The organism is Arthrobacter sp. 8AJ (assembly GCF_902506025.1).
In the GTDB taxonomy this organism is placed as follows: domain Bacteria; phylum Actinomycetota; class Actinomycetes; order Actinomycetales; family Micrococcaceae; genus Arthrobacter.
The window spans coordinates 68,863-92,345 of record NZ_LR733289.1 but is presented as its reverse complement, the minus strand read 5'-3'; the positions used below and the strand labels follow the sequence as shown (position 1 = coordinate 92,345).

Below are 23,483 nucleotides of genomic sequence, written 5' to 3'. Positions count from 1 at the left end.
TGGGAAGAAAGTGACATGAGAGCCTTCACCAATCCATTCCACGCCACCCAACCGCAACCTGCGCCCAAACTCCGCATCGCCGTCGTGGGTGCCGGCTACTGGGGACCAAACCTGGCGCGCAACCTCCAGGCCAGCCCGGACTGGGACCTGGTGGCCATCTGCGACCTGGACGTCGAGCGGGCGCGGAAACTTGCCGCCACGCTCGGGGACATCCCCTGCGTGGAGTCACTGGATGAGCTGCTGGACACCTTTGAGGTGGACGCGGTAGCCATCGCGACGCCGGCGCGCACCCACCACGGAACGGTCATGACGGCGCTCCGGGCCGGGAAGCATGTCCTGGTGGAAAAGCCGCTGGCAGACAGCAGGGAACACGGGCTGGAGATGGTGGCCGAAGCACATGCCAACGGGCTGGTCCTGATGGCGGACCACACCTACTGCTACACCCCGGCCGTCCTCAAGATGCAGGAACTGGTCCAGTCCGGGTCCCTTGGAGAGATCCTGTTTGTGGATTGCACCCGGATCAATCTGGGGCTCGTGCAGCCCGACGTGGATGTCTTTTGGGACCTCGCGCCGCACGACCTCTCCATCCTCGATTTTGTCCTCCCCGGCGGACTCAACCCCGCCACCGTGTCCGCCTTCGGTGCGGACCCGCTGGGAACCGGGCGGGACTGCGTGGGGCACCTGAATTTCCGGCTTCCCAACGATGCCACCGCCCACGTGCACGTGAACTGGCTGAGCCCCACCAAGATCCGCCAGATGGTGATCGGTGGTTCCCTGCGGACCCTGGTGTGGGATGACCTGAACCCCCAGCAGCGGCTTAGCGTCTATGACCGGGGCGTCAGCCTGGACCGGCAACCCAAATCGGCCGGGGAAAGAGCCTCCACCGCCGTTTCCTACCGCCTCGGCGACACCTGGTCCCCCGCGCTGCCCGAGCGCGAGGCCCTCGGCCAGGTGGTGGCTGAACTCGCGTCCTGCATCCGCAACGGCCGCGACGCCAGGACAGGCGGCGCATCCGGTCTCCGCGTGCTGTCCGTCCTGGAAGCGGTGACCCGCAGCCTGACCCAGGACGGGCGCCCCACTCCCGTGGCCGGTTCTGCCTTGGCCGCGACAGGCGCCGCGTTGGGTGGCTCCGGGGCCGAGTTGGAGGAAGCACTGTGAGCCGCCTTGAGGGGGCCAGCGTCCTGGTCACCGGCGGGGCGGGCACCATCGGATCCACTCTGGTGGACGCCCTCCTGGACGCCGGCGTGAGCCATATCGACGTGCTCGACAACCTGGTCCGCGGCAGGCTGGACAACCTGGCCGGCGCCATGGCATCCGGGCAGGTTGAGCTGGTACAGGGCAACATCCAGGACCGGGATCTGGTGCATGACCTCACCCGCGGCAAGGACCTGGTGTTCCACCAGGCGGCCATCCGCATCACCCAGTGTGCCGAGGAGCCGCGGCTGGCCCTGGAGGTCCTGGTGGACGGAAGCTTCAATGTCCTCGAAGCGGCCGCGGAGCACAAGGTAGCCAAGCTCGTGGCGGCGTCCAGCGCCTCCGTGTACGGGATGGCTGAAGAGTTTCCCACCACGGAACGGCACCACCATGCGAACAACGACACTTTCTACGGGGCAGCCAAGTCCTTCAATGAAGGCATGGCCAGGAGCTTCCGGGCCATGACCGGCCTCGACTACGTGATGCTCCGCTACTTCAACGTGTACGGGCCCCGGATGGACGTCCACGGCCTGTACACCGAGGTCCTGGTGCGCTGGATGGAGCGGATCATGGACGGGGAACCGCCGCTGATCTTTGGCGACGGACTCCAGACCATGGACTTCATCCATACCGCCGACGTCGCCCGCGCGAACGTGCTGGCCGCCGGCAGTGACGTCGTTGAAGGGACCTACAACGTGGCCAGCGGTACGGAAACCAGCCTGCTGGAGATGGCGCAGGCACTCCTGCGGGTCATGGGCTCCAGCCTCGCCGTGGAGCACGGGCCCGCGCGCCAGGTAAACAGCGTGGTGCGCCGGCTGGCTGACACCTCCGCCGCCGCCCGCGACCTTGGCTTCAAGGCCGAAGTGGAACTGGAAGAGGGACTGCGGCAACTGGTCACCTGGTGGCTGCCGCTGCGCGACGAGATCGCCGCTGCACGGAAGGTTGGTGCCTGATGACTGCTGAACCAGTTCTTGCCCGGATCAACGTCATGAAGCCCTGGCTCGGTGAGGAGGAAGCCCGGGCGCTGGCTGAGGTGGTGGCGTCCGGCTGGGTGGCGCAGGGGCCCAAGGTCAAGGAATTTGAATCGCGCTTCGCCGAATTCCAGGGAGTCCGCCATGCGGTTGCCACGTCCAGCTGCACCACGGCCTTGCACCTGGCGCTGGTGGTCGCGGGAATCGGGCCCGGGGACGACGTGGTTGTGCCGTCCCTGTCGTTCATCGCCACCGCAAACGCCGTGACATATGTTGGGGCGCGCCCGGTGTTCTGCGATGTTGACCCGGCCACCGGAAACGTGACCGCGGAAACCATCCACGCTGCGCTCACTTTGGACACCCGTGCCGTGATCGTGGTGGACCAGGGCGGCGTGCCGCTGGACATCGACCCCATCCGCGAGCTGTGCGACCGGCACGAAATCACCGTGATTGAAGACGCAGCATGTGCCGTCGGATCCACCTACAAGGGACGGCCGGTGGGTGCGGGCGCGGATGTTGCCGTATGGTCCTTCCACCCGCGCAAGATCCTGACCACCGGTGAGGGCGGCATGCTCACCACCAACCGGGCTGACTGGGCGGCCCGGGCCAGGACCCTGCGCGAGCACTCGATGAGCGTGTCCGCTGCGGACCGGCACGGTTCACTGCTCGCTCCGCCGGAGTCCTACCTTGAGGTGGGGTTCAACTACCGGATGACGGACCTGCAGGCCGCCGTCGGGCTGGTGCAACTGGGCCGGCTGCCGGAGGTGCTGGCACGGCGGCGGGACATCGCAGCGCAGTATGTTGCCGGCCTCTCGAGGGTACCGGGACTGCGGCTGGTGTCGGATCCTCCTTATGGCACCACCAATTTCCAGTCGTTCTGGGTGGAGGTCCTGCCGAACTTTGGGACTACGCGGGACGGATTGATGGAGCTCCTGGCGGAAGCCGGCATCTCGGCCAGAAGGGGGATCATGGCCGCCCACCGCCAGCCCGCCTACCGGTGGCGGAACGCGGGCCGGGCCCTGCTGCAGCAGACGGAGCGGCTCAATGACAGGACGCTGATCCTCCCCGTCTACCACGAACTCGACGACGAAGGGCTGGCCAGGATTATCAGCACCATCCGGGCTGCGGCCGCCGGGATGCGCACATGAGTGAGCTGATCCTGATAGCTGCCAGCGGCCTGGCCCGCGAAGTCCTGGCGATGGTGCGCAGCAGCGGCCAGTACGACGTCGTCGGCCTGCTTGATGACGACAAGGAAATGGCGGGCGTGACCGTGGAAGGGGCGCCCGTGCTCGGGACCATCGACGACGCCGCCAAGTACACGCACGCGTTCGTCCTGGTCTGCATCGGCTCCGGCCGGGTCCGTGAAGCTGTGGTGGAGCGGTTGACCGCGCTGGGCCTCACCGAGGCCCGCTACGCCATCGCCGTGGATCCCTCCGTCCAGTACCCCGAGGGGTGCCGTGTGGGGAGGGGCAGCATCCTGCTGCGGAACGTCACACTCACCGCGGCCGTCACGCTGGGCTCGCACGTGGTCGCCATGCCGTCGGTGACATTCACGCACGACGACGACGTGGCCGACTTCGCCACATTCGCTGCGGGAGTGTCGCTGGGCGGCGGAGTCCGGATCGGCCGGGGAGCGTACCTGGGCATGAACGCCAGCGTGCGTGAACGGACGTCCGTGGGGGCCTACGCCACGGTGGGTATGGGCGCGGCGGTCCTCAGCAACGTTCCCGATGGCCAGACGTGGGTGGGTGTGCCGGCGCACGAAATCAACGGGGAGAACTTCAAGTTTCGGGGGATGTCATGAGAACCGGGATAGACGTACAGACCATTCCACTGGTGGACCTCGCCGCCCAGCAGGCGGAGGTCCATGAGGAAGTCATGGCGGAACTGGCTGACGTCTTTTCCACGGCTTCCTTTATCGGCGGACCGGCCGTTGCAGATTTTGAGGCCGCGTACGCCTCGTTTGCGGGCGCCGGGCACTGCGTCGGCGTTGCCAACGGAACCGACGCCCTGGAACTTGCCCTGCGGGCCGGGGGTGTCTGCCCCGGCGGGGAGGTGATCATCCCCGCGAATACCTTCATCGCAACGGCAGAGGCAGTCAGCCGCATCGGGGCAGTCCCGGTACCCGTCGACGTCGACCCCCACTACCTTCTGATTGATCCGGACGCCGTGGCGGCCGCCGTCACATCCAGAACGCAGGCCATAGTGCCGGTCCATTTGTTCGGGCAGACCGCGTTCGTGGAGCGCCTGGTGCCCATCGCGCAGTCCTGCGGTGCCGTGATCATCGAGGACGCTGCACAGTCGCAGGGTGCAACACGCTTTGGAGCCCAGGCCGGTACATTGGGCGCGGCGGCAGGAACCAGCTTCTACCCTGGCAAGAATCTTGGCGCCGCCGGAGATGCCGGAGCGGTGCTGACCAACGATCCCGGCCTTGCGGCACGGGTCCGACTGCTGGGCGCGCACGGCAGCTCAGAAAAGTACCGGCATGAGGCCATTGGGTTCAATTCGCGGCTGGACACGGTCCAGGCAGTAGTCCTCAAGGCAAAACTTGCCAGGCTTCACGGGTGGAACCAGCGGCGGCGCGCAGCCGCGGAACGGTACGCGGCGCTTCTGGCCGGCGTGCCGGGGGTTGACATTCCGCAGGAGGCGCCCGGAAACGCGGATGTGTGGCACCTGTACGTGGTCCGGGTCCAGCACCGGGATGCGGTCCTCCGGGCGCTGCATGCTGCCGGGATCCACGCCGGCATCCACTACCCCGTCCCGGTTCACCTCAGCGAGGCGTACGCCGGCGGCACTCCCGGTTCGTTCCCTGTTGCCGAAGAAGCCGCCCGCCGGATCCTGTCGCTGCCGCTGTTCCCGCACATCACCGCGGACCAGCAGCAGCGGGTCGCAGAGGTGCTGGCAGATGCTGTGAAGACATCATGATGGAACCCGCGCCCCGCCCCGGAGCTTCCAGTGCATTCGGCTGGAGTGTCCTGAATACGGTACTTTCCCGGCTGGGCACGCTGGGCATCGGCATTGTCCTGGCCCGTGTGCTGGGACCGGAGTCATTCGGCACCTTCGCGGTGGCGCTGGTGGCACTCATGGCGGTGTTGAGCTTCAACGAACTCGGCGTTTCCCTGGCCATCGTCAGGTGGCCGGGAGATCCGGCCCGGATCGTGCCCACCGTCAACACCATTTCCGTGGCGGGAAGCACCTTGTTCTGCGGGGCGGCCATTGTTGCCGCCCCGGCTTTTACCGCCGCCGTGGGAGATCCACACGCCACGGACGTCATCAGGGTGTTGATCCTCAGCGTCCTGATCAACGGCGTGGTGGCTTCCCCGGCCGCATTGCTTCAGCGGGATTTCCGCGAAAAGACGCGGCTGGGGATCGACCAGGTGAATGTTTGGGTGGGGGCCCTGCTGTCCCTGGTCCTGGCTCTTGCGGGCATGGGAGCGATGGCGCTGGCCGTCGGCCGTGTGGCCGGCAGCCTGCTCGCCGCCGTGATGTTCCTTCGGGCGTCCCCGGTCCCCTACCGGCTGGGCCTGGACCGGGAGCTGGTCATGCCACTGCTCCGGTTCGGGCTGCCTCTGGCGGGCACGAGCATCATCTTCTTCGCCTTGGGCTACGCGGACCAACTGACCACCGGCGCCGTCCTTGGTTCCACAGCCCTCGGTTTCTACGTCCTGGCCTTCAACCTCTCGAGTTGGCCGGTCAGTATCCTTGCCCAGCCGCTGCGCCGCGTCGCACCGGCCGCCTTCTCGTCACTTCAGCACGATCGCGGACGGATGAACTCGCTCCCGGGCGCCATCTTCGCCATACTGACGTGCGCGGCCCTTCCCGCCATGCTTTTCCTGGTGGGCTGCGCCCAGCCTTTGATCCTATTGCTGTACGGATCGGATTGGCTGCCTTCGGCAGAAGTTCTTTCCTGGTTGATACTCGCCGCCTTCACAAAGATGTTCTGCGATCTTGCCTACGACTTCCTTGTGGTCCTGGGCCAGTCCGGCACTGTGTTCTATATCCAGGCAGGGAGCCTGCTGGTCCTTGTTCCAGCCCTGATCGCCGGATCAAAGCTCTTCGGGGTCCCGGGCGTAGCAGCTGCGCAGGCGCTGGTGACTGGCCTGGTTGTGTTTCCGCTGTACCTGCGCAGATTGCACAAAACCGGCCTGGACATCGGCGGAATGTTCAAGGGCATGTTTCTGCCGGCCGCGGTGGGGCTGGCCGTTGGCGGGCTGGCCTGGCTGGCAGCGACCCTGCAGCCAAATGCAGTTCTCGCCCTCATTGCCGGCGGCGCGGCAGCGGGCAGCGGCACGCTCTGGCTTCTCTACCTTCGCCGGGACCTCATCAGGAACCTCCGCAATGTCGGCTCTGCCCCGCTAAGAACAGCAGCGCTGTCATGAAAATTCTCGTTTTCCCCCATGACCTTGGCGTCGGCGGCAGCCAGACGAATGCCATTGAAATCGCTGCCGGCATTCAACGCCGGGGACATGATGTGGTCCTTTTCGGGCAACCAGGCGCATTGAACAAACGAATTGCCGGTCTCGGGCTTGAGTTTGTGGAGGCTCCCCGCCCTTCCCACCGGCCCACACCATGGATCGTCGGCGCTCTGATCCGGTTGGTGAAAGAGCGCGGCATTGACATCCTGCACGGATATGAATGGCCGCCGGCGCTGGAATGTCTGCTCGCCGCGCGGGGTTCCCGCGCTGTTGCAGTGTCGACAGTGATGTCGATGGCCGTTGCCCCGTTCATTCCCAAACAAATGCCCTTGCTGGTCGGCACGGAGGACATCCTCAATCGGGAACGGAACTTTGGACGCACCCGGGTGGAACTGATGGAACCGCCCGTCGACCTGGAAGAAAACAACCCGATGGTTGATGTAGGGGCGGACGACTTCAGACGCCGGTGGGGCCTCGAACGTGGCTCGTTCGTGGTGGCCACCGTCACGCGATTAGCAGCCGAACTCAAGCTTGAAGGCATCCTTTCTGCAATCGAAGCAGTGCGGCGGGTAGAGCCCGCACTGCGGATCCAACTGGTCATCGCCGGCGACGGCCCCGCCCGCCGTGAAGTCGAGTCAGCCGCATCCGTTGTCAACGCCGCTCTGGGCAGGGATGCTGTCAAACTGACCGGCCAGCTGACGGACCCGCGTCCGGCATATGCCTCCGCTGATGTGGTGATCGGCATGGGAAGCTCGGCGCTTCGGGCCATGGCGTTCGGAAAACCAACCATCGTCCAGGGTGAACGCGGTTTCTGGGAGTTGGTCACCCCCCAGACCCTTCCCTTGTTCCTGCGGCAGGGCTGGTACGGAGTCGGCGACGAACCGCTTTCTGCGTCCTCAAGCCTGGCTGGACTCTTGACCGCCCTGCACGCAGACCCGAAAAGACGCACAGCCCTCGGTGCCTTTTGCCTCAAGACAGTCTCCGACCGTTTTTCCCTGTGCAGGGCTGCTGAATTGCAGGAGGACTTCTACCGCAGAGCCTTGGAGGGACAACAGCAGAAAGCCGTGTTGCGGAACGACGCGGATGCCGCCCGCCGCTTCATTGCCCATCAGTTCTCACAGCACGCAAGGAGACTGTTCGGACCCGTTGCCCGGGACGACTTCAATGCGATGGAGAAGTTGTTGGCAACGCCTTCCGGTCATGGCCCCACCATCAGGGGACGGTCCTGATGGCACCCACTAAAGCCATAGTTTTCCTGGCCGGCAGCCGCTGGGAGGATGTCCAGGGAACCGACCATCAGCTGGCCCGTTCCTTGTCCAAATCCATCCCGATTCTCTGGGTCGACCCGCCCCTGCCACTCCACCTTGCCGTGCGTGGCCCGGATACCCTCAAACGCCCCACCGGGTGTTCGTCGGTGGCTCCCGGAATCACCCGCCTGCGCGTCATGTCAATGCCGGGGTTCACAAGACGGCCGATAGCGCCAACGGCCCGGTTACTTATGAACACGGCGATTCGGCGCACCATGCAGAAGCTCCACATCACCCCCTTAGCGACCTTGGTGCTGTCACCCTTGGCGCTTTTCCCGGCCGGCCTGCCAGGGGCAAGGATTTTGTATGTAACCGATGACTGGGTAGCTGGGGCGCCCCTGATGGGGTTGGACCGCGGCCTAGTACGGCGGACACTCGGGGGCAATCTCCGGGCGGCCCATTCGACGGTGGCAGTCTCGCCCGGCCTGGCTGAATATCTCGACCAGCTTCGGCCGGCAACGGTGAAGAATACGACGGTCCTCCCCAATGGCTGTCATATACCGGTACCGGGAGGAGAATCCGGGAACAGGACACCGACAGCGGTCCTGGCAGGTCAGTTGAACGAACGCCTGGACCTCTCGCTTTTAGAGGCACTGCAGGCGTCAGGTACGCAGCTGCTGGTTATCGGCCCCCGTACTGAACGGGACCTGGAAACTGGAAAGCGATTGGATGCATTCCTGGCGGCCAATAACGTTTCCTGGTTGGGAAAACTTCCATACTCCGATATGCAGGCGCATCTGGGATCAGCCCGGGTGGGGCTCACGCCCTACCGTGATACTCCGTTCAACCGGGCAGCGTTTCCGCTCAAGACCCTCGACTACTTGGCGTCGGGACTCCCCGTTGTGGCCACAGACCTTCCCTCAGTGCGCTGGCTGGATACCGACCTCGTATCCATCTCCACTGGACCGTCGCAGTTCGTTGAGCAGGTAAAACAGATTCTTCAAGCGGATCCCCATGCGTACCCCCCCGCCAGATACCGGGACTTCGCCAAACGCCACACATGGGACGAACGCGCCGCGCAACTGATACGGAATATTGAAGGGATCAGTGAGCATGCGAATCACACCCATTAAGACCGCGGCAGCCATCCTCGTGCTCATCAGCCTGTGCTGCTCCGCCTGCACTCCCAGCGCAGGCGCGCTCCCCTCCGCCGAACAAACACTCGACCTGAAGCGCATCCCGTGGGAAGGCGGACCCGACTACTGGAAAGCATTCGCCAAGGCTGATGCGGCCGGCTGGGACGATCCCGCCTTTTTTCCAATAGCAATTTGGTACAACGGCATCAGCACCGATGATGAAGTCCGCTTCGACAAAGAGCATGGAATTAACACCTACATGGGGATGGACAGCAGCACACCGTACTCCATATTCGAGCGTAATGGTGTCTTTTGGATTGGCGGAAAGCTCAACGAAACTTTCACGCCTTCCAGCAGGAATTGGGTAGGCGCATTACTGGATGATGAGGTCGACGGAAGGTTCACACCCGAAGAGGGCCGGAAGCACCTTGGACAATTGCGGTCGGCCGTACCTGCAGGGCTGTTCAGCTACGCCAATTTCACCAACATGGTGGTCGGCAACAACATGAAGGCCGCTGACGCGCAGGCATTCGTCAATGAGTTCACCGATGCGGTTTCCGTAGACATGTATTGGTACACCGTCCCTACCTGTGATCCTGCAACGTACAAGAACACGAACCTTGTTCCCGTAAGCCGCGAAGGCTGCCGAACCGCCTCCAGTTACGGGAAGACCTTGGACGCCCTGCGACTCCAGGACGCAGCAGACGGAAAGCTCCAGCCTTTATGGCAATTCATTGAGAACCTGAACGGCGGCCCGGGTGGCGGCAGCCACGTTGCAGACATAGCCCCCGACCAACTCCAGGGTGCCGTAATGAACTCCATCATTAATGAGGCAAGGGGAATCATCTATTTCAATCAGAGCCTCAACGGGCCCTGCCAAGCAGGGAGTGCCCTTCGTGCAGCCCAGGTTTCTCCGGGCTTCTGCGGTGCAGCCCAGATGGAAGCCATGCGGACAGTCAATTCGCAAATCCGCGAGCTCGCTCCGGTCATCAATACCCAATCCTTTGAATACGACTTTGGGGCCGGCCTGGACACGATGCTCAAGATCCACGATGGCTACGCCTACATGTTCTCGATGATTGGAGCAGACTCCCGCCCCGGCGATCGAACACTTGCGCTGCCTGGAGCGATCAAGGCTTCCTCTGCAGAAGTTCTGTTCGAAAACCGGTCCATAAACATCGACAGTCAAGGGAAACTCACCGATTCTTTCCCAAGGGAGTCGACCTATCACATTTACAAGGTGAAACTATGACCCGGGCAATCGATCACGTGTTTCTGACCCGCTTCAATCTTCCGTCTGCAGGTACCGAAAGTTATGTACGCGCCAAAGACGGGTGGCTCCGCCAGAGACTGGAACTGTTCGAGACCTTTTGCCTCCCTTCCGTACGGGCCCAAACCAGCCAGAATTTTCATTGGATCATTTACCTTGACCCCGAAAGTCCCTCCTGGCTCCTTGAACGGCTTTGTGAACTCAACGTTCCGCCGGTCTTTACCCCCGTATTCCGGACCGAAGTATCAGAGGATGACCGGGTACAGGATCTGGCAGCCGTCACCGGAGCCGCCGCCCAGACCCTTATCACGTCAAATCTGGATAACGATGACGGACTTGCGGCTGACTTCGTCGAACGCCTGCAAAAGCTCCCAATCAACCATTCAAGGGCAGCTGTCTACTTCACCAACGGTCTCATCCGCCAAGGTGGAAGGATCTATGCACACAAGGACAGGGCCAACGCCTTCTGTTCCGTACGGGAGGACTGGGATGATCCCCGGACGTGCTGGGCAGACTGGCACAATCGGCTGGGCCTCTCCATGCCCGTTGTTGAAATCGGCGGGCCGGCCGCGTGGCTTCAGGTCATCCACGGAACAAACGTAAGCAACCGCATCCGCGGACGGCGCATAAGTCCGGGCCCTGAACACACGTCGGCTTTTGGGGATCTATTGGTTGGTGTGGACAACCCAACAAAACCAGTCCTGCTGCGGGAGGCTTCCGTGGGCACCTGCCGCTGGGCGCGTGATCATGTGCGGTCGCTGGCACGGGACACCGTCCTTCTCCTGGCCGGCAAAGAGGGCCTGGACCGGTTGAAAACCCTGGTTCGTGCACAGGCCAGTTCCCTGGTTAGTCGTAAATAGGAAAGGAGCAAACCATGTTCTTACGTGACCTGTACGACAGCCTTAGGCGTCGGTGGTACATCGTAGCGGCAGGAATCTTGATAACAGCTGCCATGGCGGGACTGGCCTACGGACAGGCCCCGGTCAAATACGAGGCCTCGGGAAGTGTCGCCCTGGTACCGCCGGCAACCGCGGTTGTTTCGGGAGACAACCCATTTCTCTACATGGGCGGTTTGGAGCAGGCACTTGGAGTTCTGATAGTGAAACTGAATTCGCCAGAAGTCCAGCGCGAGGTTTCGGACAGTTTCCCCAACACCGAGTACACAGCCGCACGTGAACCCTCCACAAATGGTCCAATCGTCCGCATCTCCGTTACCGGCGGCAATTCCGATGAGACCCTCGGCGTACTCCGCCAGGTGCTCGCCGCGGTACCGGAGAACCTGAAGTCGCTGCAGGACGCACTTAATCTCAACGCTGCTTCACGAATGACCTCCCTGCCGCTTTCCCAGGACGACGAGGCAGTGGCCAACAACAGCGGCAGGAGTCGGATCCTCTTAGCCCTGGTGGCCGCCGGGATCGCTGGAACGGTGATCCTGACCGGTCAACTGGACAAGGTCCTTCTACGCCGGCGCCGTGACATGGTTCCCCGCAACCCGGGTGGACCTTCCGGGAACACGGTCCCCTCTTCACGGAACCATGATGTTGTGGTGGAAGGCCGACGACATGTTGGTGTGGGTGCAACGGGCAGGCGAAACCGGGCATCCGTACCAGTCCGGACGGGATCTGACCCCGGAGCCCAAGGCAGTTCCCGGCCGGTGGATGAAGGCTCTGTACACGGGCGGGAACACGTGAATGCCGCAAAGTCCTGAACGCACCGCACCCGGCAACGCCGCCGCACGGGCACGGTCACGCCCGGGCCCTTTGCGCAAAAGGGCCGGAGCGGGGTGGGACGCTGTCGATACCCTGGCGCTTTATCTTTTGGTTCTGCTTGCCATCCCGTCGAACCGGGCCATCGAGCCTCTGGGCGGGGCCGGCGTTCCGGCAGTGCTTCTCGCGCTGATCCTCCTTCCCTGGTGGGGCTGGTACACGGCTCAACGGGAGGTCGGACTGCTCCCCGCCCCGATCCAGCCGGTGCGGGTGGCCATGATGATTCTTCTGGTTTGCATCGTCGCGAGCTATGCCGCAGGTTCACAGCGTCCCCTTTCAGAACCCGAAAGCAATGCACTCAACCTTGGGCTGCTGAAGGCCCTTTCATTCCTGAGCATTCTGGCGGTTGCCAATGACGGCATACCGAGCAAGGAACGGTTGATCCATTTCCTCCGCTGGTGCTGTCTCCTGTGCGGCATGTACGCGGCCCTCGGGGTTGTCCAGTTCGTCACAGGCCAATCTTTCGTGGAGAGCATCTCCATTCCCGGGCTCACAGTCAGCGATTTCGGGGCTCTTCAGGAGCGGGGAGGCTTCAACCGGCCCTCCTCGACGGCGCGGAATCCCCTGGAGTACGCCTACGTACTCGCGATGTTCTTTCCCATCGCAGTAACACTGGCCTTGAACGACAAGAAACAGAACGTACTCATGCGATGGTTCCCGGTCGCCGCGATTGCCACCGCAGCCGCACTTTCCGTTTCCAGATCAGCAATTGTTGGAGTGGCCGTTGCGACGCTGGTGCTTGCTCCCTTCTGGACGCCCGGTGTCCGTCGAAAGGCTGCGGTCGCCGCGTTGGGGCTGCTCGGCGTGGTGTGGATCCTGGTGCCAGGCATGATGAGCACGCTGTTCAACCTGTTCGGCGACGACGACCCCGGCGTGGATTCGAGGACGGACAGCTACGCGGTTGTCTGGTCATTTTGGCAACTCGATCCGGTATTTGGGCGTGGTTTTGGAACTTTCCTGCCGGGGTACCGGATTCTCGACAACCAGTATTTGCTCACGTTGGTCGAAACGGGAGCCTTGGGGCTGGCGGCCCTCGTCGGCATTGCGGTTACTGCGTCGTTCGTGGCAATCAAGGCGAGAACAAGCTATTCGCACCCACTCTTCAGGAACCTTGGTCCCGGACTGGCCGCCAGCGTAGTGGCCGGAGTAGTGCTGACGGGATTCTTCGATGCACTGTCATTTCCCCAGGCCGCGGGTACACTCTTCCTGATCCTCGGACTTTGCGGAGCCTTCTGGCGGCTCAAGGATGCAATTCCGGGAGCCGGACATGGCTAGCCGGCCCCGGATGGTTGCACCCGATTGGGCTGTGCTGCGCCGGTGGCCCGCCGCCCTGGCCGTCCTCGCACTGATGCTGCCGCTCATCATTGCGGCGGGCCATGGCAAGGGCGTCTATTGGACTCGCGTGGACGTGGTCTTCCTGCCGCCTCCGGGGGCCGCTGCCGGCAATCCTCTTCGATCGGACTCCCAGGATGTTGTGCAGTTCGCCGCTGTAATCCAACGACGTGCCATAGCTAAGGGCGCTGAGCCAAACATTGACTTGAACGGGACCAGCCTTTTCGCGACCGGAATCCGGGAGGGGTACCGCGTGTATCAGCCCAACGCGGGAAGCCAATGGCAGCAGTCATTCAACCGGGCTGTGGTGTCCATCGAAGTTGTTTCGGAGGATGAAGCAACTGCGGCGCAGAGAGCCATGCAACTGGCGGACAGCATCACTTTGTCCGCAGGCCAGGAGCAGAAGGCACTGGGTGTGATTCCTACAGCCCGGATTTCCACGGAACTTTCCCCTTCCGTTCCGACCATCAGCTATCACGGTACAAACAACCCCGCCGCCATGGTTGCTCTCACTGTCCTGGCCTCTACACTTGCCGCCGGCGTAGCCTGCGCGATTGATAGGGCAAAGCTGAAAGTCCGGAACAAGCCGGCCGGAAAGAAGTTCACGGTGGACGTCTAACCTGGAACCAAGCGGGGAGGGGGTGTCAAACACACCCCCTCCCCGCTTCACATGGTTCCCGTCAACGGCTGCTGTCGTCCCGCTCCCAACGCGACCCGGGGCGCCGCCGCTGCGTTAAGCGTCCGGCAAGGGCAAAGAATGCGTAAACCAGCGCGTCCAGGGCGGTAGCCGGTCCTTTGACGGAGGCGGCCAATTCACGCAGCGTCCGGCCCGTCCGGGCACCGCCCATCCCCTTCAATTCGCTGTTTCCCCGGTATACCCGGCGGAGTGTGGATAGAAGCAACCTGGCGGAACGGGGCGTGCGGACAGTTACCGGAGTACACGCGACGACCACCTTTTCGGAGTCATTGAAGAGCCTGTCAATGTAGCAGTCGTCTGCGGTGAGGGAAGGGAATTCTCCCAGCCGCTCATGTCCCTTATGGTTCAGGCCGTAAACACCGGCACCCCACATGGATTCCGATGATTGCGGCAGACGGTTGCGGGCACGGTAGTAGGCACGGACTGCCCAGGAGGCTCCGGACGTGTCGTATGCAAAGGCCGGCCGTGCACAGAGCACTCCTGCGTCACCGGTAAGTGCGTTCAGAGTGGCCCGCAGCGCCTCAACGGGTACCTCGATGTCGGCATCCACATAGACGCGCGGCCAGCGTGTGGCGGTTCTGTCCGCAGCGTTGAGGGCAGCAACCTTGGACGCCTCACCAACTTGCAGGACCTGCACGCCGGGTGTCGAGCCGGCAATAGCTTCGGTGCCATCGCTGCAGCCGTTACACGCCACCACTACCTCCACCTGCCCGGTGGCTAAAGGCAGTCGGAGGGCCGCGAGAGTCCTGCCGAGCACCGAAGCCTCATTGTGTGCGGGGATGATGACCGCCCCAGCGGGAAAGTCTTCGGTCACGCCGCGGGATGGACTGTATGCGACGGCATGGGGAAGGTCCGCCCAACGGGATTCCTTGGCCACCAACCCCAGGATTCCCCTGTGTCCGGCAAGCGGTGCCCGCAGGAGTGCGGACAGAACGACGGCGGCACGGAACGCACGCGCGTAGCTCACGGTGTGGAACTTGCGGGCATAGCGGATCCGGTTCGCAGTCATCAGGGCATCGAGTGCTGGAGAACTTCCTGATCCCCCGCGGCAGTGCGTCATGGCTGCCAGGGGCTCGAACCAAATGGCAGCTTTCAGCTCGCGGACGCGGTGCAGGTAGTCCGTCTCCTCCGAATACAGGAAGTAGGTCTCGTCCCATCTGCCCACTTTCTCCACCACGTCGGCCCGGATCAACAGTGCCGCACCCGTGGCCCATTCCACCTTGTGCGGGTGAGCGTAGCTCTCAGCGTCGAAATCCATTTCGGATAGCCAGCCGGGACGGCCGGGGAATTTGCTGCCCAAGGTGGCGTCGCCGAGCGCACGCAGAATGCTTGGCTCCCGCCGAAGGGAGGGGTAGATCGTCCCGTCGTCATCGCGCAGAAGGGGTACAACAACTGCCGCGTCTGTCCTTGCCATCGACGCGCGGAGGGCCCGGACGGCGCCGGGTTGGAGACGGAGATCGGGATTTAGTACCAGGTAAGCGTCAGCAGTTCCGGCTTTCGCATAAGCGGCATTGATACCGCCCGCGTAGCCGAGGTTTCCTCCTGTGGCGAAGGCGGTGACCTCTGGGTACTGCTGAAGGCACAGCAGGGTCTCCGGGTCGGGCGAGTTGTCGGCTACCACCACCTTGATCGTTTGCTCTGCGGTTTCCTGAAGGAGGCTCTCAAGCATCCCGCAAATGTCGGTTCCGTTGTTGTAGGTGACCACCAGCGCCGCGATGTCGGCATGGTCGCTGACGGGTGTGAAGCCTGTGGGCCTGGAGGTTCTGGTCGTGGCGGCCCTGGCCGGGGCAGGGGACGCGGACGGAGCGCCGGGCACAAGTGCGGTGCTGTGTCGGCGGAGCTTCGCGTACGCTTCCGGCCCTTCAAGCAGATACCGCTTGGCAAGCCGCCGGGGCTCGATGGCCAACCGCCACGCCCATTCGAGTCCCATGTTGCTTAGCTGCGCCGGTGCGCGCCGGACGTTCCCGGCCAGGAAATCAACGACGGCCCCGAAGGCCAGCAGGACGTTGGCCCCTGTGAAGTGCCCGTACTCCCCTATCCAGAGTTCCTGCCGTGGCTTGCCCAGGCATACCAGCAGGATGTCCGCGCCCGCAGCGCGGATTTCGCGGCACAGCCGCCGTGAAGCGGGTTGATCTGTCAGGACCTTCCGGCTTGGTGCCCACCATCCGGCTACCTGCAGAAGCGGCCGGTCGGCTTCAAGCCGTGCCGCGACCAGGCGTTGCGCTTCCTGGCTTCCGCCCAGGAACCCGACCGAAAGCCCCAGAGCCGCCGCGGTGTCGAGAATCTGCTCGATCAGGTCACTTCCCGCCAGCCGGGGCCATCGTTGACCCGTCAGTGCCTCTGATCTGGCCACCAATGGTGCACCGTCCAACAGCGTCATCCATTCGATGGGCGCGACCTCCAGGGTGTTTGCCCACCGGCCACCCTCGCCGAAGTGGTTCAGGTGGTCCAGGTTTGCAGACAGCACACCCAGCGGCATTGGACCTCCGGCCAAAGCACGCTGCATGATCATCGCGACGGCCTCATCGCGCCCCATCAGGTCGACGGCCACGCCCCCCAGGTTTACCCTCGTGGGCTGGCTCGTGGCGGCCTCGGAACTTCGGGAGAAGGAGGCCCCGGAGGGCGGCTGTTCCACTGGATTGCCAGCCCCTCCAGGGGCAAACAAATCCGCCATCCCGAGCTGCTGGATTCGGCGGGGAAAGTCTCCTCGTGCAGATGTCATTCCGGCTCCATGGTCGCGGCCCACTCGCGAAGCGGCATGAAGAGGGGCTGCACTCCCCCGGCATGCCTGCGGGCCGCCCTAACGGCCCTGCTGTCGCTTACCTGGCAAGGCGATACCAGAAGGTAGACGTGAACGAGCCGGAACCTGGCTCAAGCACCCCGCGGGCATCTCCAATTCAACGCTAGGCAGGTCCTGGCAGCCGATCCATACGCTTGCCCCGACTATGTGGGTACCCGCACGGACCTTTGTGGTGCCACAAAGGAAAGGAACTACACCGCGGTCCGGAAGAACAGCTCCGTGACGGCGGCCAGGCGAAGGGGATCCTCCACGCCGCACAGCTCCCGGGCGGAGTGCATGGACAGCAGCGGCACGCCGACGTCGACGGTGCGGATCCCGAGCCGGGTGGCGGTGAGCGGGCCGATCGTGGAGCCGCAAGGCATCACGTTGTTTGAGACGAACTCCTGGTACGGCACCCCGGTTTCGCCGCAGAGCCGCGCCCAGAACGCCGCACCGAAGGCATCCGTTGCGTAGCGCTGGTTGGCATTGATCTTCAGCAGCGGACCGCCGTTCAGCACGGGGTGGTTGGCGGGATCATGCCGCTCGGGGTAGTTCGGATGCACTGCGTGGCCGGCGTCGGCGGAGAGACAGAACGACGCCGCCAGGGCCTGCCTCCGCTGGCTCACCGTTGCACCCAGTCCGTCGGAGATGCGCACCAGGATGTCTTCCAGGATGGGTCCGCACGCACCGGAGCGGGAGTTGGACCCGATTTCCTCGTGGTCGAAGGCAGCGAGCACCGCAATGGGACTGCCGGTGCCGGCGGAACCGGCGTGGGCAATCAGTGCCGCCAGGCCGGCGTGCGTGGCCGAAAGGTTGTCCAGGCGCCCGGATGCGAAGAACTCCCCCTTGCCCCCGAAAACTGCCGGTGCCTGTGTGTCCGCAATGACGACATCGTACCCGCCGATCTGCGCCGGATCGACGGATGTGCCGGCAACCGAAGCCGCCAGCACACCCAGCAGGTCCGAGTCCGTGGGGTTCCCCAGGCCCCAGACGGGGTTCATGTGCCGCTGTTTGTCCAGGGTGAGACCCTCGTTTACCGCCCGGTCCAGGTGGATGGACAGTTGCGGGAAGCGCAGCAGCGGTCCGGTGGCCGCGAGGTGCTCCGTGCCATCGAGCATCACCAGGCGGCCGGCGAGCCGGAGCTCGCGGTCCAGCCAGGAATTCAGCAGCGGTCCACCGTAAATCTCCACCCCGGCCTGCAGCCACCCGTGGGCGCCGGTGGTGGGTTTGGGCTTGAGTTTGAACGACGGCGAATCGGTGTGCGCGCCGAGGATGTTGAACCCCGTGGCCGGTCCCGCACCGTCCGGGACCACCCACGCGATCAGTGCACCGTCGCGGATCACGAAGAATGATCCGGCGCCACCCTCCCACGGCTGCAGTTCATCCAGGTGGACGAATCCGGCTTCCTCCAGCCGCCTGCCTCCCTCATGCGCAGCATGGAAGCTCGACGGCGATGCGCTCACATACGCGCCAAGGTCCTGGATGTGGTCTGCGGCAGAGGAAGGCAAAGGCATGGTCCCGAGTCTAGCGCCGCGCCTATTCTGCGGGCGCCGGAGCTGCCTCGGCTGCTACTGCGGACTGTCCGGCGGCTTCCGCGCCCTTCCGCCGGTAGCGGAGCACGCCCACTGCCACCACTACGGCAGCCAGTGCCAGCGAGAGCAGCAGGGATTCACGGGTGGATTCCACGATCACCATGCCGATGAGCAGGGCCACGATGCTGATGATGGCCGCCCAGGTGAGGTACGGGAACAGCCACATCTTCAGCTGCAGGTCCTTGGCTGCGGCACCCATCCGGCGGCGGAGGACCAGCTGCGAGGCCGAGATGACCAGCCACACGAACAGGGCAATGGCGCCCGAGGTGTTGACCAGGAACAGGAAGACGGTGTCCGGGGCAATGTAGTTCAGGCCAACCGTCACGAAGCCCACCACGGTGGAGGCGAGCACGGCGGCGGCGGGGACACCGCGGCGGGAGATGCGGGTCCAGGCACGGGGTGCGTCACCGCGGGTGGAGAGCGAGAACAGCATGCGGCTGGCCGTGTAGAGGCCGGAGTTCAGGCAGGACAGCACGGAGGTGAGGACCACGACGTCCATGATGGTTCCGGCGCCGGGGATACCGAACAGTTCGATGACGGCCACGTAGGGGCTCTTGGCCACGGAGGCGGAGTTCCACGGAAGCAGCGTGACCACGATGGCGATGGAGCCGATGTAGAAGACCAGGATGCGCCAGACAGTGGATTTCACGGCCTTCTTCACGGCGTCCACGGGGTTTTCGGACTCACCGGCCGCGATGGTGGCGATTTCTGCACCGAAGAAGGAGAAGACCACCACGAGGATTCCGGCCAGGACGGCTCCCGGGCCATTGGGCATGAACCCGCCGTTGTTGACCAGGTTGCTCAGGCCGGGTGCGGGGACGCCGGGGATGAGGCCGAGGATGGCGGCGACGCCAAAGATGAGGAAGAGGACGATGGCCGCGACCTTGATGGAGGCGAACCAGAATTCGAACTCGCCGTAGGACTTTACGGAACCGAGGTTGGTGAGCGTCAGCAGCACCATGAGGGCAAGGGCCCACACCCACTGGTCGATGCCCGGCACCCAGCGGTGCATGATGGCAGCACCTGCGGTGGCCTCGATGCCCAGGACGATGATCCAGAACCAGGCGTAGAGCCAGCCGATGCTGAACCCTGCCCAGCGGCCCAGCGCCTTGTCTGCATAGGTGGAGAAGGAGCCTGTCTCAGGGTTGGCTGCGGCCATCTCGCCCAGCATGCGCATCACCAGGATGACCACCAGGCCGGCGGCCGCGTACGCCACGAGGATGCCCGGGCCTGCCTGCTGGATGGCTGCCCCCGAGCCGACGAAAAGGCCTGCACCAATGACGCCGGCGATGGCGATCATTGACAGGTGCCTGGGTTTCAGGGACTTTGAAAGTTGCTGGTCAGCATGCATGGAAGCGCCGTCCTGTTGGGAAATAGCATGGGTTGAGCGACGTACCTTGGTGGACCACCGGTGGACCGTGTGATGCACCACATCGTCGTTTCACCCTAGATCCGCCATTATGCGCCTTGCTTTGTGCAGTCCAACAGATCTGATTCCCGCCAACAGGACGGCACTCCAAGCGGAAACACCCAGGAGCAATAAAAGTTGCCTTTCAGGCATATTTGTAATGTGCCCGAAACCACGCGCCCGGCGCGGGCGCGTGGCGGAAACAGGATTGGGGCTACACGTCCCGGCGTTTCAGCAGGACGGCTGCGAGCAGTACCGGGATGACCACCCAGGCGCCCAGGACTAGCACCGCCTGCCATACCTCCAGGGTGTCCGGAACGTGCTGGGCCGCCGTCAGCGGCTCAACGGTGTTGCCGGGCAGGTACTTGCGGGCTTCCTTGAAGAAGTCCCCGGGAATCAGCTGGAACGCAATGGGTGCCACGAAGAAAATGCCCACCAGGCTCATGATGCCGCCGGCCGAATTCCTGATCAGGGTGCCCAGGGCCATGCCGATGGCAGCCACAGCAGCCACATAGACACTGTTGACCAGGAGGAGCTTCACCGACTGCGAACTGCCCAGGTCCAGCTTGAGCCCATAGTTGTCCAGGATGGGCACCGCCGCCAGGCCCGCCACCCAGGTGGAGACGGCAGTGACTGCGAACGATGTCACCATCACCACCACCAGCTTGGCGGCGAAGGCGGGAAGGCGCCGGGGCACCGCAGCAAAGGTGGACCGCGCCATGCCGGTGGTGAATTCGGAGCTCATCAGGAGCACGCCAAGGGACCCCAGGATCAGCTGGGCAAAGGCGATGCCCGACGTGGGCACGCTGACGGCAAGGTCTCCGCCCTGGGCCGCCATCCTGGCCGCGGCCTGCGGATCCCGGTTGGCCGCATCCGCGAACTGGCCCGTCCCCCATGCTGAGAGGGCGCCGAAGCCAACCATGACCACAGCGGTGGAAGCGAGCAGGATCAGCGTGGAAAGCAGGCTGCGGAACTTAATAACTTCAGAGTTGAGGACCCGGACAAAGGTGGGGCCGGGAAGGGACCGTCCGGCGTTGCGGGCGGCGTGCCCGGCAGGGGAAGGCGCCGGCTCGCGCGCGGGCATGGATTCGGTGGTCGTGGAGCTCATGGGTGGCTTACCTCCGCAGCGGGCAGGGAGTGGTATTCGACATCGTCCTTGGTCAGTTCCATATACGCTTCCTCAAGGCTGGCAACAAGCGGCGTGAGTTCGTACACCATGACCTGGTTTTCAAGGGCCACGGCTGCAATGGTTCTAGGGTCCAGGCCCGTTACCTCGAGCAGTTCACGTTCCGGAACGGCAATGGAAGCACCCCGTCCGGCGAGCAGCTGGTGGAGGCGGTCGGGCTGGTCCGTGCGGACGCGGACCCGGGACTGGCCCTTGCCGGTGATGATGTCCTGGATCGGGGCGTCAGCAATGACCCGGCCGCGGCCAATGACGATCAGGTGGTCGGCCGTTTGAGCCATTTCGCTCATCAGGTGGCTGGAGAGGAACACTGTGCGCCCCTGCCCGGCGAGATACCGGACCAGGTTGCGCACCCACACCACGCCCTCAGGGTCCAGACCGTTGACGGGCTCGTCGAGGATGAGCGTCTGCGGGTCGCCCAGCAGGGCAGCCGCGATTCCCAGGCGCTGCCCCATGCCCAGCGAGAACCCGCCGGCCTTCTTGCGCGCCACCGCTTCCAGTCCGGTCATCTCGATCACCTCGTGCACCCGTGCTTTGGGGATGCTGTGGGTGGCCGCCATGGCCAGCAGGTGGTTGTAGGCGCTGCGGCTGGTGTGGACTGCCTTGGCGTCAAGCAGGGCGCCCACCTCCCGCAGGGGAGCCCTGTGCTGGACGTAGGGCAGGCCGTTCACCGTGGCGGACCCCGACGTCGGCCGGTCCAGGCCCATGATCATGCGCATGGTGGTGGACTTTCCTGCCCCGTTGGGGCCAAGGAAGCCGGTGACTTGCCCGGCCCGGACGGTGAAACTGACACCGGCTACGGCGGTTTTGGCACCGTAGACCTTGGTCAGCCCGTTTACCTCGATCATGAATCATCCTTTGAACGGCAGCGGACGGCTGCAGACGTTGTGGGGTGCGGTACCTTCCCCACGGTACCGAGCCCGCCGCCGCTTTTCGCCGCTTCTCAGGGATGATTCAGGGGCGAATCAGGGTAGGTCTCCATCCCGGCCCCGCTACGGACGGGGCGAATAGTAGGTCAGTGCCCGGGGCCGTACTTCATAGGCCACTTTGCGCACCCCGGCCAACGCTTCTCCGTCCACAGCCAGTGCCATCGGGGCGCCGCCGGCGTCGATCCGGACTTCCGTTGCCTCCCGGAGGTGCGTGATCCCGGAGCTTGCCACCGTTCCCGTCAGCACGGACCAGAGCAGGCGGAGCCGGGCAAAGCGTTCATCAGCGGTGATCAGGCGGACGTCCAGCACCCCGTCATCCATCACGGGCCGGATCAACGGCGCGTGGTCACGCGGGTAGAAACGGCCCCGGCCCAGGTAGGCGATCCATACCTTGTGCCGGACGCCGTCCACGGTCAGTGTGATGGGCGTGCCGGCCGCGAACGTCCGGAACATGGCCACGACGCCGGCCAGCGGCTTTCCCAGGGCCGGTTGCAGGTGCTCCCGCCTGCGCACAAAATTCGGGTAAAGGCCGACGCTGGAGGTATTCAGCATGACCATCTCCGACACTTCAGGGTTTCCGGGCAGCCCGCGTTCCGCAGTGACCACGCCAACGTCCGCCAGGGCAGCCTCGCCCTTGTTCGCAGCGTCGACCGCATCCTTCAGGCTTCCGGTTCCCGCGTCGCGCGCAAAGTGGTTGAGCGTGCCGCCGGGCAGGACCAGCAGGGGAATGGAGCGTTCGACGGCGGCGGCCGCCGCAGCGCCCACAGTCCCGTCACCGCCCCACACACCCAGGGCGCGGGTTCCGGGAAAGTCGGCAGTGGCGCTGATGCGCTGCACCAGGTCTTCGTCCGGCTGCACGGTATTTATATGCGCCTTTGGGAATACTTCCTGGAGCGCCGATGCGGTTTCCTCCTTAAAGGAGCCTCCGAGGGTGTTCACCACAATGCTGAGCCCCTCGCCGTCCGGAAGCGCTGGGGCGGTGGTCCACATACGCGTGGTCTGCGGGATGGGCGGCCGCACCGGCCACCAGTGGCGGGTTATGAGGGCAGCGCCGGCACCCAGCGCCGAACCGAAGAGGACATCCGAAGGCCAGTGCGCCCCGGTGTGGACCCGGGAGTACGCCACACCCAGGGCTGCCGGGGCCAGGGCGGCACCGAGGGCCGGACGCACCAGTCCGGCTCCCACCGCGAATGCCACGGCCGACGCCGAATGCCCGGACGGCATGGAGGAGCTGGTCGGTTGCGGGTGCACGAAGCGGAAGACGGGCAGATGCTCGGGCAATGGACGCGTCCGGGGGAGCAGCGTCTTGAACACCACGTTGGTGACGGCGGATGCCACGCCCTGGGCGATCAGGCCATGCACCGCCGCCCTCCGCGTCTTGCCAGGGAAGAGCGCCAGGACCGCGGCCGTTCCTATCCAGAGCTTGCCCTGGTTTGCCGAGGCGGAAAGGCGGCGGAAGAAATCGTCGTGGTTCCCTCCCGGCAAATTGGAAACATGCCCTAGAAGGTATCTATCGAGGCGGCTGATCCACGTCCGGCCCCTGCGCCTGGTGCTTTGCATGTGA

At 64.2% G+C, this 23,483-nt stretch carries 19 protein-coding genes; 13 read left to right on the top strand and 6 right to left on the bottom strand.

The genetic code is table 11. The features are described from left to right. Positions 1-15: 15 nt before the first annotated feature. The 13 genes from BACI349Y_RS00410 (at position 16) to BACI349Y_RS00350 (ending at position 13,950) form a co-directional block, all read left to right on the top strand. A complete protein-coding gene (locus BACI349Y_RS00410; RefSeq protein WP_159629473.1) occupies positions 16-1,158 on the top strand; it encodes a Gfo/Idh/MocA family protein in 1,143 nt (380 codons plus the stop codon). Next, positions 1,155-2,147 carry an NAD-dependent epimerase/dehydratase family protein gene (locus tag BACI349Y_RS00405; protein WP_159629471.1) on the top strand — a complete coding sequence of 331 codons (993 nt, stop codon included), beginning with the start codon at positions 1,155-1,157 and terminating at the stop codon, positions 2,145-2,147. The genes BACI349Y_RS00410 and BACI349Y_RS00405 overlap by 4 nt, the downstream gene beginning before the upstream one ends. After that, entirely contained in the window at positions 2,147-3,313 is a 1,167-nt protein-coding gene (locus tag BACI349Y_RS00400; protein ID WP_201302367.1) for a DegT/DnrJ/EryC1/StrS family aminotransferase, read from the top strand. Before BACI349Y_RS00405 ends, BACI349Y_RS00400 begins: the two co-directional genes overlap by 1 nt. Further along, on the top strand, positions 3,310-3,969 hold the full coding sequence (locus BACI349Y_RS00395) for an acetyltransferase (protein ID WP_159629469.1): 660 nt from the start codon (positions 3,310-3,312) through the stop codon (positions 3,967-3,969). The genes BACI349Y_RS00400 and BACI349Y_RS00395 overlap by 4 nt, the downstream gene beginning before the upstream one ends. Then, positions 3,966-5,090, top strand: a complete 1,125-nt coding sequence (locus BACI349Y_RS00390) for a DegT/DnrJ/EryC1/StrS family aminotransferase (RefSeq protein WP_159629467.1) — start codon at positions 3,966-3,968, stop codon at positions 5,088-5,090. Before BACI349Y_RS00395 ends, BACI349Y_RS00390 begins: the two co-directional genes overlap by 4 nt. Further along, positions 5,087-6,544 carry an oligosaccharide flippase family protein gene (locus BACI349Y_RS00385; protein WP_236560669.1) on the top strand — a complete coding sequence of 486 codons (1,458 nt, stop codon included), beginning with the start codon at positions 5,087-5,089 and terminating at the stop codon, positions 6,542-6,544. The genes BACI349Y_RS00390 and BACI349Y_RS00385 overlap by 4 nt, the downstream gene beginning before the upstream one ends. Next, entirely contained in the window at positions 6,541-7,809 is a 1,269-nt protein-coding gene (locus BACI349Y_RS00380; protein WP_159629465.1) for a glycosyltransferase, read from the top strand. The genes BACI349Y_RS00385 and BACI349Y_RS00380 overlap by 4 nt, the downstream gene beginning before the upstream one ends. A 635-nt stretch (positions 7,810-8,444) precedes the next feature. Next, positions 8,445-8,960, top strand: coding sequence for a glycosyltransferase (locus BACI349Y_RS00375; RefSeq protein ID WP_159629463.1), 516 nt, complete (start codon positions 8,445-8,447; stop codon positions 8,958-8,960). Then, positions 8,941-10,215 carry a hypothetical protein gene (locus tag BACI349Y_RS00370; protein ID WP_159629461.1) on the top strand — a complete coding sequence of 425 codons (1,275 nt, stop codon included), beginning with the start codon at positions 8,941-8,943 and terminating at the stop codon, positions 10,213-10,215. The genes BACI349Y_RS00375 and BACI349Y_RS00370 overlap by 20 nt, the downstream gene beginning before the upstream one ends. Next, positions 10,212-11,093, top strand: a complete 882-nt coding sequence (locus tag BACI349Y_RS00365) for a glycosyltransferase (protein WP_159629459.1) — start codon at positions 10,212-10,214, stop codon at positions 11,091-11,093. Before BACI349Y_RS00370 ends, BACI349Y_RS00365 begins: the two co-directional genes overlap by 4 nt. 239 nt (positions 11,094-11,332) lie before the next feature. Then, the gene (locus BACI349Y_RS00360; protein WP_159629457.1) at positions 11,333-11,941 is read left to right on the top strand and encodes a hypothetical protein; all 609 of its coding nucleotides are present in this window, start codon (positions 11,333-11,335) and stop codon (positions 11,939-11,941) included. 109 nt (positions 11,942-12,050) lie between these two features. Further along, complete coding sequence (locus tag BACI349Y_RS00355; RefSeq protein WP_159629455.1) at positions 12,051-13,274, top strand: O-antigen ligase family protein; 1,224 nt, start codon at positions 12,051-12,053, stop codon at positions 13,272-13,274. A 73-nt stretch (positions 13,275-13,347) separates the two neighbouring features. Continuing rightward, a complete protein-coding gene (locus BACI349Y_RS00350) occupies positions 13,348-13,950 on the top strand; it encodes a hypothetical protein (RefSeq protein ID WP_159629453.1) in 603 nt (200 codons plus the stop codon). A gap of 61 nt (positions 13,951-14,011) precedes the next feature. Here BACI349Y_RS00350 and BACI349Y_RS00345 read toward each other — a convergent pair whose 3' ends face one another. The 6 genes from BACI349Y_RS00345 to BACI349Y_RS00320 form a co-directional block, all read right to left on the bottom strand. After that, positions 14,012-16,579, bottom strand: a complete 2,568-nt coding sequence (locus BACI349Y_RS00345) for a WecB/TagA/CpsF family glycosyltransferase (protein WP_236560667.1) — start codon at positions 16,577-16,579, stop codon at positions 14,012-14,014. Between the two features lie 440 nt (positions 16,580-17,019). Then, positions 17,020-18,321, bottom strand: coding sequence for a M18 family aminopeptidase (locus BACI349Y_RS00340; protein ID WP_159629449.1), 1,302 nt, complete (start codon positions 18,319-18,321; stop codon positions 17,020-17,022). A 22-nt stretch (positions 18,322-18,343) separates the two neighbouring features. Beyond that, entirely contained in the window at positions 18,344-19,750 is a 1,407-nt protein-coding gene (locus tag BACI349Y_RS00335; protein WP_159629447.1) for an amino acid permease, read from the bottom strand. 271 nt (positions 19,751-20,021) lie between these two features. Further along, positions 20,022-20,915: an ABC transporter permease gene (locus BACI349Y_RS00330; protein ID WP_159629445.1), complete on the bottom strand. Its 894-nt coding sequence runs from the start codon at positions 20,913-20,915 to the stop codon at positions 20,022-20,024. Continuing rightward, positions 20,912-21,838 carry an ABC transporter ATP-binding protein gene (locus tag BACI349Y_RS00325; RefSeq protein WP_159629443.1) on the bottom strand — a complete coding sequence of 309 codons (927 nt, stop codon included), beginning with the start codon at positions 21,836-21,838 and terminating at the stop codon, positions 20,912-20,914. Before BACI349Y_RS00325 ends, BACI349Y_RS00330 begins: the two co-directional genes overlap by 4 nt. A 144-nt stretch (positions 21,839-21,982) precedes the next feature. After that, complete coding sequence (locus BACI349Y_RS00320) at positions 21,983-23,479, bottom strand: bifunctional phosphatase PAP2/diacylglycerol kinase family protein (protein ID WP_159629441.1); 1,497 nt, start codon at positions 23,477-23,479, stop codon at positions 21,983-21,985. Between the last annotated feature and the right edge of the window lie 4 nt (positions 23,480-23,483).

Coding starts and splice junctions, on each gene's coding strand:
- BACI349Y_RS00410 (WP_159629473.1), top strand. CDS start 16: ATGAGAGCCTTCACCAATCCATTCCACGCCACCCAACCGCAACCTGCG.
- BACI349Y_RS00400 (WP_201302367.1), top strand. CDS start 2,147: ATGACTGCTGAACCAGTTCTTGCCCGGATCAACGTCATGAAGCCCTGG.
- BACI349Y_RS00395 (WP_159629469.1), top strand. CDS start 3,310: ATGAGTGAGCTGATCCTGATAGCTGCCAGCGGCCTGGCCCGCGAAGTC.
- BACI349Y_RS00390 (WP_159629467.1), top strand. CDS start 3,966: ATGAGAACCGGGATAGACGTACAGACCATTCCACTGGTGGACCTCGCC.
- BACI349Y_RS00385 (WP_236560669.1), top strand. CDS start 5,087: ATGATGGAACCCGCGCCCCGCCCCGGAGCTTCCAGTGCATTCGGCTGG.
- BACI349Y_RS00380 (WP_159629465.1), top strand. CDS start 6,541: ATGAAAATTCTCGTTTTCCCCCATGACCTTGGCGTCGGCGGCAGCCAG.
- BACI349Y_RS00370 (WP_159629461.1), top strand. CDS start 8,941: ATGCGAATCACACCCATTAAGACCGCGGCAGCCATCCTCGTGCTCATC.
- BACI349Y_RS00365 (WP_159629459.1), top strand. CDS start 10,212: ATGACCCGGGCAATCGATCACGTGTTTCTGACCCGCTTCAATCTTCCG.
- BACI349Y_RS00350 (WP_159629453.1), top strand. CDS start 13,348: ATGCTGCCGCTCATCATTGCGGCGGGCCATGGCAAGGGCGTCTATTGG.
- BACI349Y_RS00340 (WP_159629449.1), bottom strand. CDS start 18,321: ATGCCTTTGCCTTCCTCTGCCGCAGACCACATCCAGGACCTTGGCGCG.
- BACI349Y_RS00335 (WP_159629447.1), bottom strand. CDS start 19,750: ATGCATGCTGACCAGCAACTTTCAAAGTCCCTGAAACCCAGGCACCTG.
- BACI349Y_RS00330 (WP_159629445.1), bottom strand. CDS start 20,915: ATGAGCTCCACGACCACCGAATCCATGCCCGCGCGCGAGCCGGCGCCT.
- BACI349Y_RS00325 (WP_159629443.1), bottom strand. CDS start 21,838: ATGATCGAGGTAAACGGGCTGACCAAGGTCTACGGTGCCAAAACCGCC.
- BACI349Y_RS00320 (WP_159629441.1), bottom strand. CDS start 23,479: ATGCAAAGCACCAGGCGCAGGGGCCGGACGTGGATCAGCCGCCTCGAT.